Raw genomic sequence first — 12,203 nt, 5'->3', positions numbered from 1 at the left:
TTCTCGGTACGGGTCCCTACGCTGCGGCCACCCCCACGTCAATCCCCTATGAGGAGCACGCATGGCGCGACGCCGCCAGTTTGAGACCAGCCGACTGTTGTCCATAGTGGCAGCGGTGACCCTTCTCGGCGGGGCCGCAGCAGTCCCCGCCGCCTCCGCCGCTCCCGCCCCGGTCCAGGCGGCCGCGACCACCCTGTCGACGACCCCGCTGCGCTTCGTCGACATCGCCGGCGACGGCGTGACGCTCAAGGCCAACCACATCGCCCCGTCGGCGCCGGGCAGCTACCCGGCGATCATCTTCCCCTCCAGCTGGGGCCTGAACGACCTCGAGTACCTGGTCCAGGCGAAGAAGCTCGCCGCCCGCGGTTACGTCGTCGTCTCCTACACCCCGCGCGGCTGGTGGGCCTCCGGCGGCGAGATCGACACCGCGGGTCCCCGGGACATGGCCGACCTGTCGAAGGTCGTCGACTGGACGATCGCGAACACCGCCGCCGACCCGGCACGCATCGGCGCCGGTGGAATCTCGTACGGCGCCGGGATCAGCCTGCTCGGCGCCGCGTTCGACCCGCGGATCCGCGCGGTGGCCGCGATGAGCGGCTGGACCGACCTGGTCTACTCCCTCTACGGCGACCAGACCCGGCACAAGCAGTCGACCGGGCTGCTGTCGCTGACCGCACAGCTGCTCGGCAACCCCGGCGCCGAGCTGACCGGCAAGCTCGGCGATTTCTCCGCCAACCGCAACATCGACCAGGTGATGCAGTGGGCGCAGGTGCGTTCCGCCGAGACCTACCTCGACGCGATCAACGCCAACCAGCCGGCCGTGCTGCTCGCCAACGCCTGGGGCGACACGTTCTTCGGGGCCAACCAGCTGGTTGACTTCTACGGCGGCCTCACCACCGCCAAGCGGCTGGAGCTGCGCCCCGGTGACCACGCCATCGCCGAGCTGACCGGCCTCGCCGGCCTGGACAACGACGTCTGGACGAGCGCCACCCGCTGGTTCGACGAGCACCTCGCCGGGCTCGACACCGGCATCGCCGGCGAGGCGCCGGTGGTTCTCAAGCTCGACGACGGCGCGTACGAGAGCTACCCCGCCTGGTCGGCGCTGAACAACACCACCCGCCGGTACGGCCTGGGCGAGATCCGCCGGCTGGACGGGACCGGGCTGCTCGGCGGGAACCCGAGCGGCGGCTGGAGCAAGAGCCTGCCGGCCGACGCCGACACGATCGCCAACGGCGGTGCCGTGCTGATCACCAACGGGCTCGCCGCCATCACCGGCGAGCGGCCCCAGATCTGGCTGCCGCACGTCAACCGGGCCCGGGCCGGCGTCTGGGCGGCCGAGCGGCCGAACAGCCCGCTCAAGATCCGCGGCATCCCGAAGCTGCACCTGAAGCTGACCGGTACCGCCGCGCAGGGGACCGTGGTCGCCTACCTCTACGACCTCGACCGGCTCGGCAGGGCCAAGCTCATCACCCACCAGCCGGTCAGCTGGTCCGGCGGCACGGGCAACCGCAGCCTCGACGTCGACCTGACGGCGACCGCCTACGACCTGCCCGCCGGGCACTCGCTGACCCTCGTGGTGGACACCGTCGACCCGCTCTACTACGAGGAGAACAGCGCCGGCGTGATCACCGTCGCGGGCGGCTCCTACCTGGACATCCCCGTCAAGTGACCGCGGGCCGCTGAGTCCGGCGCCGTGGTCGACCGATCACGGCGCCGGACACCTGCGCAGGCGGGGCTGCCGCACCGGCCGCACTGCGGCACGGGCCGTACTGCGGGCACCGGCCGGGGGACGGGCCGCAGCTGCCGCATCCGGGTCGGCCCCGGCTGAGACGCCCACCGCCCGGCCGTCGGCGCTCAGCGGCGGGGCGGCGAGAACCGCGCCGTTGCGGCGGCGAGTTCTTCTTCGGTAAGCGACGGTCTGGGCAGGGCGGTCGCGCATCGGCGCGTCACGGGAAGGCCGTCGAGCAGCAGGACCAGATAGCGGCGCCAGGCCTGCGGATCGGCCTGCTGGCCGAAGTCGGCCGCTGCGCCGACCATCAGCAGCACGACCGGGACGTCCTCCGCGGTGAAGTCCGCGCGCAGCGCGCCCGCGGACTGGGCCCGGGCCACGAGGGTCCTGATCGCCGGCACGAGCCGCTCCTTGACGACCGCGATGCGTGCCGGGGCGTACCGGTTGCTCAGGCTGATTTCGCGCAGGCCGTGGTCGAGGGCGTGCCGGGTGCACGCCTCGGTCAGGAAATCGATCAGGGCGGCGCCGGGATCAGGGGCGGCGGCGGCCCGTTCGGCGAGCCCCGCCAGCGCCGCGACCTTCTCCTCGAAGAGGGCCTCGATCAGCTCTTCCTTGTTGGCGAAGCGGCGGTAGACCGTCCCCACTCCGAGCCCGGCGTGCCGGGCGACGTCGTCCAGGGTGACGTCCAGCCCGTGCCGGGCGAAGAGCTCCTCGGCGGCGTGCAGCGTCCGGCGCCGGTTGCGTTCGGCGTCGCGCCGCAGCGGACGGCCGCTCGTCGCTGCGTCCATGTGACGACCCTAGCATTAAGTGGAGAGGCTTCCTCCGTTTGCCGTACGGTCCGGACGACCGTCGGAGCCCGCGCTCCGCCATTGGAAGGACGTACCAGCGATGACCGCTTCCGCCCCGCCCGCAGACAAGGCGGCGAAGGCCGCCGACAAGCGCCAACGAGACTGGGCCGAGGCCGAAGCCGAGGGGATCGACGCCGCGACCTACGGGCGGCGCTGGTGGATCCTCATCGCGATGTGCACCAGCCTACTGGTCGTCATGCTGGCCAACTCGAGCCTCAATCTCGCCCTGCCCGGCATGACGGCGGACCTGGGCATCACGACCCTGCAACAGACCTGGGTGGTGGACCTCTACGCCCTGATCTTCGCCTCGCTGCTCTTCACCGCGGGCGCGGTGGGTGACCGGTACGGCCGCAAGAAGCTGCTCCAGATCGGTCTGGTGGTCTTCACCGCGGCCTCCGCGTACGCCGGGTTCGTCGCCGGCGACGGCGGCGAGCTGATCTTCGCCCGGGGCCTGATGGGGCTCGGCGCGGCGCTGGTGATGCCCTCCACGCTGTCGATCATCAACACTGTCTTCCCCCGCGGACAGCGCGCCTTCGCCATCGCCATCTGGACCGGCATCGCCGGCATCGGCACCGCCCTCGGCTCGGTGCTGAGCGGCTTCATGCTGGAGATCTGGGACTGGCGGTCGACCTTCGTCTTCAGCGTGGCGATCGGCGTCGTGGCCTATCTGGCCAACCACCTGCTCTCCCCGGAGTCGCGTGACGAGAAGCACTCCCCGGTCGACTGGCTCGGCGGCGTGCTCTCCACCGTCGGAATCCTCGGTCTGGTCTACGTGATCATTGAGGCGCCGAGCCACGGCCTGGGTGAGATCGACATCCTCGTCGGCATCGCTGCCGCGCTTCTCGGGCTCGGGTTGTTCATCTGGTGGCAGACCCGCACCGACCACCCGATGCTCGACCTGAAGCTCTTCCGCAACCCGCTCTTCACCATCTCCTCGATCGCCTGCACCGTGGCGTTCTTCGCGTTGATGGGCGCGTTCTTCCTGATGGCGCAGCTCTTCCAGCTGGTGCTCGGCTACGGCACGCTCAAGTCCTCACTGCTCACCCTGCCGATCATGCTGCCGATGATGGTGCTCGCCCCGGCCGCGCCGAAGATCTGGGCGCGGCTGGGCGCCAAGGTGACCATCGGGATCGGGCTCGCCGTCATCGCCGTCGGTTTCGTCCTCTGCTCCACCTGGCGCACCGACAGCAGCTACTGGCACATCCTCGGCTCGCTGATCGTCGTCGTCTGCGGCATGGCGCTGGCGATGACCCCGGCCACCAACCTCATCCTGGCCGCCGTGCCGAAGAACCGTTCCGGCATGGGGTCGGCGATGAACGACACCGTCCGCGAACTGGGCGGCGCGCTCGGGATCGCGGTCCTCGGCGCGGTCATCAGCGCCGGGTACTCCAACGGCGTCACCGACGCCACCGCGCAGTTGCCGCCGGAGCTTGCCGAGGCGGCCGAAGGGAGCCTCGCGACCGCCGTCATGGGCGTCGCGCCCGCGCTGGAGCAGGCCGCCGGGCCGGCGGTCGCCGCGCAGTTCCTCGACACCGCCCTCGCCTCGTGGATGAGCGGGCTGACCTCCGCGATGCTCGTCGCCGCGGTCCTCGCCGCGCTCGCCGCGGTCGGCACCTTCATCGCGATGCCGGGCAAGGAAAAGGAAGCGGAGCTGCTGCACCTGCACACCCTCGACGAGGTCATCCACGCCTGACCGGGCAGCGGCCCGGCGCCGGGCCGGGCCGCTGCCCGGTCAGGGCGGTGGCCCTCGTCGTGCCGGGTCGTCCCCGGCGACCTGCTCCTGCCCGGGGCCGGGCTGGTTCCCGGCCGCCCCGCGGGCGCGCCGGGAGACCGGATAGGTGGCGGCCCGCAGGCGCTGGACCGGTCCCGCCGGGAGCAGCCCGGGCGGATGATTGCCGATCGGGTCGAAGCCCAGGGCCGCGTCGGTGGCCGCGGTGAGCGGATCGCCGAGCGTGATCCGGGCGAACGGCCGCCAGAGGCCGGTGGCGCTCGCCGTGGCCAGCCGCAGCCGCGCCGCGCCCTGCGCGGCCAGGGAACCGACGGAGTCGAGAGTGCTGCCGAGCGGGCGGTCGGCCAGTGCGGCGAGGTAGATCCGCTGGCGGCCCCGCCGGTAGGAGGCGATGCTGCTGTACGGGCCGGCGAAGTCACGCCGGGGCAGCGGCAGATGCCGCAGCAGCGGCGAGCTGCCGCTGGTGGAGACGAGCAGGTCGACAGGGCCGGCCGGCCGGTGCAGTCGCACGGCGAGACCGAGCACGTCGGGCCAGCCCTGCGGGGTCGGTACCCCGCGGGAGAGCCGTACCGTCGCCCGGTAGCGGCCGGGGCCGTCGGCCACCGCGTCGGCGGGCGGTCCCCACAGCTCGGCGGTCGCGGTGAACGAACGGCCGCGGGGATGCAGCAGCCGGCCGCCGCGCAGCCGGGCGAGGTTGCGGGCCGCGCTCCCGGTTCCGGTGGGTCTCATGGTCGGGGCGTTACCCCGCGGCGGTGGGAAATATCGGCACCCCGCCGGACAACCCTTCCGAATTACCCCCTGGGGTATGCTGGCCTGCGGGAGGTGGCGTAATGAATCTTCGACCGGAGATGACGGCCGAGGCGCTGACCCGGCTCAAGCGGGCGCGCGGACAGCTCAACGCGGTGATCGAGATGATGGAGGACGGCCGGGACTGCCGGGAGGTGCTCACCCAGCTCGCCGCGGTCTCCAAGGCCGTCGACCGCGCCGGCTACAAGATCATCGCTTCCGGCATGCGGCACTGCAACGCCGCCCGGGAGCGGGGCGAAGAGCCGGAAATGACCGAGGCGGAGCTGGAGAAGCTCTTCCTGACCCTGGCCTGAACCATTCCGCGGCACGTCTGCCCACCCTGGTAGCGCGAAAGAGGAACAAATGAGCACTTCCGAAGCCGTACGTCCCGCCGCCGTCGACCCGGCCGAACTCGGCGAACTGCTGGCCGCCGGCACGGTGCGCGTACTGGACGTGCGGACCCCGGCGGAGTTCGAGACGGCGCACATCCCCGGCTCTTACAACGTGCCGCTGGACCTGCTCAAGGAGCACCGTGCCGAGCTGCGCGCGCACCTGGACGAGGACGTGGTGCTGATCTGCCGCTCCGGCGCCCGGGCCGGGCAGGCCGAGCAGGTGCTCAGCGGCGCCGGCCTGCCGCGGCTGCGGGTGCTCACCGGCGGCCTGCTCGCCTGGCAGAACGCCGGTGCGCCGGTGACGCAGGGCAAGCCGCGGTGGGATCTGGAACGGCAGGTCCGCCTGGTCGCCGGTTCGATCGTGCTGCTGAGCATCCTCGCGTCGATCTTCGTGCCGGGGCTGAAGTGGATCGCCGCCTTCATCGGCGCCGGGCTGACCTTCGCCGCCGTCACCAACACCTGCGCGATGGGCATGATGCTGGCCAAGCTCCCCTACAACCGGGGCGCGAGCTGCGACCTGCCGACCATCGTCGGACAGTTGCGCGAAGACCGGGCCTGAGCCGGCCCGGCTGTCGTCGGACACCCGCACACGGCAACGGCGGTCACCGTCACGGTGACCGCCGTTGCCGTCTCGCAGAATGGGTCAGCAGGCGTTGGTACGGAAGTCGGAGACCGCCGTGCCGCCGAACCCGCAGGTGAACGGGGTGAAGCGCTGGTCGTTGTTCAGGTAGCGCTTGAACCAGGACACCATCGCCCGCGACGTGGTCGCGTCAGTGGTCTGCGGGAAGAAGTGGCTGGCGTTGTCCAGCTCCACGTACGACTTCGGCCCGGCGAGGCTGTTGTAGAACGGGATCGAGTGGCTGGAGACCGAGGCGACGGAGTCCGATTCGCCGCCGACGATCAGCACCGGCTCGTTGACGTTGTTCCAGGTCTTGTCGGCGTTCCAGGGCGCCAGCGGCACCCCGGCCTTGACGTTGCCGGTGGTGTCGGCGGCGAGCGCCTCCAGGGTGCCGCCACCGCCCATCGAGTGGCCGGCGACCCCGCGGTTGGAGCCGTCGACGCGGCTGCGCACGGCGGTCGGGGCCGAGTTCACCGCCCAGTTCAGCGCGGCGATCAGCTGCTGTCCCCGGCTGGCGGGCTGGTCCAGCCGGGAGTTGGTCTCGATGCCGACCACCACGAAGCCCCAGGAGGCCAGGCGCGGGCCGAGCCAGGAGATGCTCGACCAGGACGCGGTGAAACCGGGGGAGATCGCCACGACCGGGTAGCGGCCGGTCGTGGTGGGGTAGTAGACGGTCCCGCCGCCGAAGCCGCTCACCAGCGAGGAGATGCGGTCCGAGCTGACGGAGAAGCTGCCGTTGCCGGTGATGTTGGAGCTTGTCGGGGCCTGCCCGATCTCGTCGGCGTGGGCCGGGGCGATGGCCACGCCGGTGCTGGTGAGCGCCACCGCGAGTGCGGCGACGGAGAAGAACCGGGCGAACCGGCGGCGACGGCGGGGGACGTCCGCCGACGCGGGGGCGGGTGCGAGAGTCTCTGGTAGCACGGGCTGCACTCCTTTGGGGGATAGCGGAGCACCGGATCGCGCCGCGACGGCTGCGCTCTGGCGAGTGGTGGTGGCGCGGATCCGATCGATGCATGTGATTTTTCGCCGGAGTTGTCCGCGGCGGCATCGGCTAAATCACCGGTCTGTTGCCATCCTGTTTCGCACGCTTTGCCGGAGAACTTTTTTGCCCGGCCGGGTGCCGTCGGTCGATGTCGCCCCGGGCCTTGCGGCACCTCAGCCTGCTTGCGGTCCGGCAATGCCCACCCGGTACGGTGATCTCCACCCCGGCTGTCCCCGGTGAGCCGGGGGCGGCAGAGAAGGGCACGACCATCAACCACGGGCAACCAGCGCGTGCGCCGTCGGGCGCGCGCCCGACGACGGAGCTGTGACGATGCCGTTGCGCGTGGCCCTGCTCTCGTACCGGAGCAAGCCGCACAGCGGCGGACAGGGCATCTACGTCCGGCACCTCTCCCGCGAGCTGGTCCGGCTCGGTCATCAGGTCGAGGTCTTCTCCGGTCAGCCACTGCCCGAACTCGACCCCGGCGTCGGCCTGACGCCCCTGCCCAGCCTCGACCTGTACCGTGAGCCGGACCCCTTCCGCACCCCGCACTGGTCGGAGTTCCGCTCCCCGGTCGACGTGCTCGAGTGGTCGATCATGATCACCGCCGGGTTCCCGGAACCGCTGACCTTCTCCCTGCGGGCCTGGCAGCACCTGCGCGAGCGGCTGGCCGAGTTCGACGTCGTGCACGACAACCAGTGCCTCGGCTACGGGCTGCTCGGCCTGCGCCGCACCGGCGTCCCGGTGGTCGCCACCATCCACCACCCGATCACCGTCGACCGGCGCCTGGAGCTGGCCGCCGCCGCCGACTGGAAACGCCGCTACTCGGTGCGCCGCTGGTACGGCTTCACCACCATGCAGGCCCGGGTCGCCCGCCGGCTGCCCTGGCTCACCACCGTCTCCGGTGCCGCCCGCGACGAGATCGTCACCGACTTCGGAGTGACCCCGGAGCAGCTGCGGGTGATCGGGGTCGGCGTCGACGTCGACACCTTCCAGCCGGCCAGCACCGACGAGGTCGTGCCGGGGCGCATCGTCACCGTCGCCAGCGCCGACGTGCCGCTCAAGGGACTCGATGACCTGATCGAGGCGATCGCCAAGCTGCGCACCGAACGCGACGTCGAGCTCGTCGTCGTCGGCAAGCTGCGACCCGGTGGGGCCGCCGAGCAGAGCATCAACCGGCTCGGCCTCACCGATGCCGTCCGCTTCGTCTCCGGGATCTCCGACGGCGACCTCGCCGCGCTCTTCCGCTCCGCCGAGGTCGCCGTGGTCCCCTCCCGGTACGAGGGCTTCTCGCTGCCCGCGATCGAGGCGATGGCCTGCGGCGCGGCCCTGGTCGCCACCAGCGCCGGCGCCCTGCCGGAGGTGACCGGGCCCGATGGGCACGCCGTGCTGCAGGTGCCGCCGAGCGACGTCGAGGCGATGACGGGGGCGATCCGCCGCATCCTCGACGACCCGGCCCTGCGGCGCCGGCTCGGTGCGGCCGGGCGGGCGCGGGTCGTGGAGAACTTCACCTGGACGCGGACCGCGCAGCGGACCGCCGACTGGTACGCCGAAGCAATCGAAGCGCAGAAACGGGCGAGAACATGTTGACTGTCGACTACGAGCGCCTGGATGTCCGGGCCGGTATGCGGGTGCTGGACCTCGGCTGCGGCGAAGGGCGGCACACGTTCGAGGCGTACCGCCGGGGTGCGCACGTCGTGGCGGTCGACATCAGCGCCAAGGACCTGGCGACCACGCGACAGTGGTGCAGCGCGATCGAGCTCGCCGGGGAGGCGCCGGCCGACGCCACTGCCAACGCCGTCCGCGGCGACCTGCGGCACCTGCCCTTCCCGGACGCCAGCTTCGACCGCATCATCGCCTCCGAGGTGCTGGAGCACATCCCCGACGACACCGCCGCCATCGCCGAGATCGAGCGGGTCCTCAAGCCCGGCGGGCTGGCCGCGGTCACCGTGCCGCGCTGGTGGCCCGAGCGGGTCTGCTGGGCGCTGTCGGACCAGTACCACGCCAACGAGGGCGGGCACATCCGCATCTACAAGGCCGACGAGCTGGCCGGCAAGCTTGCCGGGGTCGGCCTCACCCACACCGGCACCGACCACGCGCACGCCCTGCACAGTCCGTACTGGTGGCTCAAGTGCGCGGTCGGGGTGGAGCGCGACGCGGCGGTGGTGCGGGCGTACCACAAGCTGCTGGTCTGGGACCTGACCGACCGGCCGCTGGTGACCCGGCTGGCCGAGCAGGTGCTCAACCCGGTGCTGGGCAAGAGCGTGGTGCTCTATCTGCGCAAGGACAAGGTGGCGGCCCATGTCGGTTCCTGAGCTGCCGGGGGTGCTGACCGCCGACGACATCGTCGCCACGGCGCGCAGCATCGCCGCTGTCCAGGAGCCCTCCGGCGCCATCCCCTGGGTGCCCGGCGGCGAGGTCGACCCGTGGGACCACGTCGAGTCGGCGATGGCGCTGGACGTGGCCGGGCTGCACGCCGAGGCGGTCGCCGCGTACGAGTGGCTGCGGCGCGTGCAGCGACCGGACGGCACCTGGGCGTCGCGGTACCGGCACGGCGAGATCATCCAGCCGATCAGCGAGACCAACCACGCCGCCTACCTGGCCGTGGGTGTCTGGCACCACTGGCTCAGCACCTCCGACACCGATTTCCTCGCCCGGTTCTGGCCTGCCGTCAGCGCCGGGCTCGACTTCGCCGTCGGCTGCCAGGCGCCCTCCGGGGTGATCTGGTGGGCGGTCGACGCCGCCGGCAACACCGACCCGCAGGCGCTGCTGACCGGCTCTTCGAGCATCCACCAGGCACTGCGCTGCGGGGTGGCGATCGGGGCTCTGCTCGGCGAGGAACGTCCGGAGTGGGAACTCGCCGCCGACCGGCTGGCGCACGCGATCCGGCACCACCCCGGCGAGTTCGCCGACAAGAGCCGCTTCTCGATGGACTGGTACTACCCGGTGCTCGGCGGCGCGCTCACCGGCGACCAGGCCCGCGAGCGGTTGCGCGGACGCTGGGACGAGTTCGTCACCCCGGGCATGGGGGCGCGCTGCGTGGCCGACCGGCCCTGGATCACCGGGGCCGAGACCTGCGAGCTGGCGCTGGCGCTGGACGTCGCCGGCCGGCCCGACGCCGCCGCCGAAATGGTTGCGGCGATGCAGCATCTGCGCGAGGCCGACGGGTCGTACTGGACCGGAGTGGTCCTGCCGGAGCAGGTCCGCTGGCCGGATGAGCGCAGCACCTGGACCGGCGCGGCGGTGGTGCTGGCCGTCGACGCACTGCACGCCGCCCACCCGCGCAGCGGCATCTTCCGCGACAGCTGCCGCGAACCGGACGCCGGCGCGGCTGCCTGCCCACCCGAACTGGTCTGCGCCGCCGGCCGCTAGGCGAGCCGAGGAAGGCTCGTAGGTAAAACCGAAATCGCCGCGATTGTCAAAGACGCTTGAGCAGCTCAGCCTTCTTTTCCGCGAACTCCTGCTCCGTGAGGATGCCAGCTTCGTGGAGCGAGGCAAGCTTTCCGATCTGCTCGACAACGTCTGGCTGAGCTGGGATCGCGGTCGTTGCCTCGTTGCCTCGTTGGAACACCGACGATGCCAGGTTCAGCATCTTCTCGGTTATGCCAGTCTCCGCTGGAAGAGGCTCCGAGGACTCGGCCTGCGGGGCCGGATCGCTCTTTACCTGCTGGCCCTCGAGTAGTACGGAGAAGATCATGAACAGCTTCTCCGGCAACTCGATGATGGACTGATTGCCGTCGGCCCAGTTCACACAGACGGTGTGCCCCGACTTCAAAGCAGTCCCTAGGCTGGCTCCGATAGCTTTGCCGATCATCCCTGGCAGAGCAGCTTTCGCGGCAGCCTGGCCGATGGCGCCGACAACACCGTCCCTGGTAGGAAGCTCCTTCCACTCGAGCACGGTCTCGGCGTTGAGCTTGGGCCGCTTGAACGGGTTGCGTGGGTGCTGGATGGTGAGTCCGCCTCGGGCTGAGAGGACGCTGCCGCTCTCCAGGTGGCCGCCCACCACACGTCCTTGGTTCGTCAACTCCTGCAAGATTGCCACTCGCGAACCGTAGATCAAGACTTCGACCTCACGCATAGGTTGTGCGTATGCAATGGGTCCACTGTACGGATAAGTGACATCTGAGATGACTTGCCGTATAGGCCACTGGAACGGCCTGCTGTGTCCATGCCTTGCGCTCGGAAGGTCCGGGCCGCCGTCGGGTCGCCGCGGCCGTGATCCCGGCGTGCTGGTCGAGCAGGGCGTCACAGATCAGGCACGATCTTGGTGTGCGGCTGCGGCATCGGCATCGGCCTTGGGCGCCGCCTCGATCAGCCGCTGTCAGCTTCCTGCATCGACTTCTGGGATGACAGCGGGCGATTGGCGACGGGCGGCCCGGCCTGCCGGTCAGGCGGGGGCGTGGTCGCGGCGCAGCAGCCGCAGCGAACCCTGTCCCGGCAGTTCGGTGAACTCGCCGGTCGCAAGCGCCGTCAGGTACATCCGGTACGGCGCCTGCCCGCCGTCGGCCGGGTCGGGGAAGACGTCGTGGATGGCGAGCAGGCCGCCGATGGCCAGGTGCGGGGCCCAGCAGTGCAGGTCCCGCTGGGCGGACTCGTCGGTGTGGCTGCCGTCGAGGAAGAGGAACGAGACCGGGGTGCCCCAGAGCCCGGCGAGCGTCTCGGCCCGGGTGACCACGGCGACCACCACGTCCTCGGCCTGGGCGACCGCGACGGTACGCCGGAACCCGGGCAGCGTGTCGATGAGCCCCACCTCGGGGTCGACCAGCGTCGGGTCGTGGTATTCCCAGCCGGGCTGGTGCTCCTCAGAGCCGCGGTGGTGGTCGACGGTGACCACCTGACGGCCGCGCGGGCGCGCCGCGGCCGCCAGGTAGAGAGTGGACTTGCCCAGCCAGCTGCCGACCTCCAGGAACGGGCCGTCGACGGCGGTGGCCAGCGCCGCGTCGCAGAGGGCGCGTCCCTCGTCGGCGGGCATGAAGCCCGGCGCGGCCTGCGCGGCGGCCAGCAGCTGCGCGTCCGGTGCGACCGGGGTCGTCGGGGCTGGCGTCTGCTGGGTCATCGGTGGCTCGCTTCCTGCGCCGCGGTCGGTCCCGGCGCCGGTTGGCCGCCGGTGCCGCGGGCATG

At 71.4% G+C, this 12,203-nt stretch carries 12 protein-coding genes; 7 read left to right on the top strand and 5 right to left on the bottom strand.

The window, feature by feature from the left end; all coding sequences use genetic code 11:
* Positions 1–115: 115 nt before the first annotated feature.
* Complete coding sequence (locus tag ACK8GG_RS06205) at positions 116–1,669, top strand: CocE/NonD family hydrolase (RefSeq protein WP_440355790.1); 1,554 nt, start codon at positions 116–118, stop codon at positions 1,667–1,669.
* Positions 1,670–1,854: 185 nt separating this feature from the next.
* On the opposite strand, the gene ACK8GG_RS06200 is transcribed toward ACK8GG_RS06205, so the two are convergent.
* Positions 1,855–2,517: a TetR/AcrR family transcriptional regulator gene (locus ACK8GG_RS06200; protein WP_440355789.1), complete on the bottom strand. Its 663-nt coding sequence runs from the start codon at positions 2,515–2,517 to the stop codon at positions 1,855–1,857.
* A 100-nt stretch (positions 2,518–2,617) separates the two neighbouring features.
* Here ACK8GG_RS06200 and ACK8GG_RS06195 point away from each other — a divergent pair, with 100 nt between their 5' ends.
* Positions 2,618–4,270, top strand: a complete 1,653-nt coding sequence (locus ACK8GG_RS06195) for an MFS transporter (protein WP_440355788.1) — start codon at positions 2,618–2,620, stop codon at positions 4,268–4,270.
* A 39-nt stretch (positions 4,271–4,309) separates the two neighbouring features.
* On the opposite strand, the gene ACK8GG_RS06190 is transcribed toward ACK8GG_RS06195, so the two are convergent.
* Positions 4,310–5,035 carry a phosphodiesterase gene (locus tag ACK8GG_RS06190; protein WP_440355787.1) on the bottom strand — a complete coding sequence of 242 codons (726 nt, stop codon included), beginning with the start codon at positions 5,033–5,035 and terminating at the stop codon, positions 4,310–4,312.
* Positions 5,036–5,136: 101 nt separating this feature from the next.
* Here ACK8GG_RS06190 and ACK8GG_RS06185 point away from each other — a divergent pair, with 101 nt between their 5' ends.
* Together ACK8GG_RS06185 and ACK8GG_RS06180 are read left to right on the top strand one after the other, a co-directional pair.
* Positions 5,137–5,406 (top strand): metal-sensitive transcriptional regulator, encoded by a 270-nt coding sequence (locus tag ACK8GG_RS06185; RefSeq protein WP_440348752.1) that lies wholly within the window; start codon positions 5,137–5,139, stop codon positions 5,404–5,406.
* Between the two features lie 49 nt (positions 5,407–5,455).
* Positions 5,456–6,043 (top strand): rhodanese-like domain-containing protein, encoded by a 588-nt coding sequence (locus tag ACK8GG_RS06180; RefSeq protein WP_440348751.1) that lies wholly within the window; start codon positions 5,456–5,458, stop codon positions 6,041–6,043.
* A gap of 84 nt (positions 6,044–6,127) precedes the next feature.
* Here the strand turns inward: ACK8GG_RS06180 and ACK8GG_RS06175 are convergent, their stop codons facing one another.
* Positions 6,128–7,024 (bottom strand): alpha/beta hydrolase family protein, encoded by an 897-nt coding sequence (locus tag ACK8GG_RS06175; protein ID WP_440352985.1) that lies wholly within the window; start codon positions 7,022–7,024, stop codon positions 6,128–6,130.
* A 391-nt stretch (positions 7,025–7,415) separates the two neighbouring features.
* On the opposite strand from ACK8GG_RS06175, the gene ACK8GG_RS06170 reads away from it, so the two are divergent.
* Genes ACK8GG_RS06170 through ACK8GG_RS06160 form a run of 3 tightly spaced genes read left to right on the top strand, consistent with a single transcriptional unit; the run spans position 7,416 to position 10,454 of the window.
* Positions 7,416–8,672, top strand: a complete 1,257-nt coding sequence (locus ACK8GG_RS06170) for a glycosyltransferase family 4 protein (RefSeq protein ID WP_440355786.1) — start codon at positions 7,416–7,418, stop codon at positions 8,670–8,672.
* On the top strand, positions 8,666–9,397 hold the full coding sequence (locus tag ACK8GG_RS06165) for a class I SAM-dependent methyltransferase (RefSeq protein WP_440355785.1): 732 nt from the start codon (positions 8,666–8,668) through the stop codon (positions 9,395–9,397). The genes ACK8GG_RS06170 and ACK8GG_RS06165 overlap by 7 nt, the downstream gene beginning before the upstream one ends.
* Complete coding sequence (locus ACK8GG_RS06160; protein WP_440355784.1) at positions 9,384–10,454, top strand: prenyltransferase; 1,071 nt, start codon at positions 9,384–9,386, stop codon at positions 10,452–10,454. The genes ACK8GG_RS06165 and ACK8GG_RS06160 overlap by 14 nt, the downstream gene beginning before the upstream one ends.
* Before the next feature lie 46 nt (positions 10,455–10,500).
* Here the strand turns inward: ACK8GG_RS06160 and ACK8GG_RS06155 are convergent, their stop codons facing one another.
* Both ACK8GG_RS06155 and ACK8GG_RS06150 read right to left on the bottom strand, forming a co-directional pair.
* On the bottom strand, positions 10,501–11,124 hold the full coding sequence (locus ACK8GG_RS06155; RefSeq protein WP_440355783.1) for an SHOCT domain-containing protein: 624 nt from the start codon (positions 11,122–11,124) through the stop codon (positions 10,501–10,503).
* 345 nt (positions 11,125–11,469) lie between these two features.
* Entirely contained in the window at positions 11,470–12,138 is a 669-nt protein-coding gene (locus tag ACK8GG_RS06150; protein WP_440355782.1) for a class I SAM-dependent methyltransferase, read from the bottom strand.
* Between the last annotated feature and the right edge of the window lie 65 nt (positions 12,139–12,203).

It is taken from the genome of Melissospora conviva, assembly GCF_049523535.1.
GTDB classification, from domain to species: domain Bacteria; phylum Actinomycetota; class Actinomycetes; order Mycobacteriales; family Micromonosporaceae; genus Melissospora; species Melissospora conviva.
Note: the sequence above shows the minus strand (reverse complement) of the source record. Positions and strands in the feature narration are given on the sequence as shown.

Excerpts from the sequence above, each read along its gene's own strand:
- ACK8GG_RS06200 (WP_440355789.1), bottom strand. The coding sequence starts at position 2,517 with ATGGACGCAGCGACGAGCGGCCGTCCGCTGCGGCGCGACGCCGAACGC.
- ACK8GG_RS06195 (WP_440355788.1), top strand. The coding sequence starts at position 2,618 with ATGACCGCTTCCGCCCCGCCCGCAGACAAGGCGGCGAAGGCCGCCGAC.
- ACK8GG_RS06190 (WP_440355787.1), bottom strand. The coding sequence starts at position 5,035 with ATGAGACCCACCGGAACCGGGAGCGCGGCCCGCAACCTCGCCCGGCTG.
- ACK8GG_RS06185 (WP_440348752.1), top strand. The coding sequence starts at position 5,137 with ATGAATCTTCGACCGGAGATGACGGCCGAGGCGCTGACCCGGCTCAAG.
- ACK8GG_RS06180 (WP_440348751.1), top strand. The coding sequence starts at position 5,456 with ATGAGCACTTCCGAAGCCGTACGTCCCGCCGCCGTCGACCCGGCCGAA.
- ACK8GG_RS06170 (WP_440355786.1), top strand. The coding sequence starts at position 7,416 with ATGCCGTTGCGCGTGGCCCTGCTCTCGTACCGGAGCAAGCCGCACAGC.
- ACK8GG_RS06165 (WP_440355785.1), top strand. The coding sequence starts at position 8,666 with ATGTTGACTGTCGACTACGAGCGCCTGGATGTCCGGGCCGGTATGCGG.
- ACK8GG_RS06160 (WP_440355784.1), top strand. The coding sequence starts at position 9,384 with ATGTCGGTTCCTGAGCTGCCGGGGGTGCTGACCGCCGACGACATCGTC.
- ACK8GG_RS06150 (WP_440355782.1), bottom strand. The coding sequence starts at position 12,138 with ATGACCCAGCAGACGCCAGCCCCGACGACCCCGGTCGCACCGGACGCG.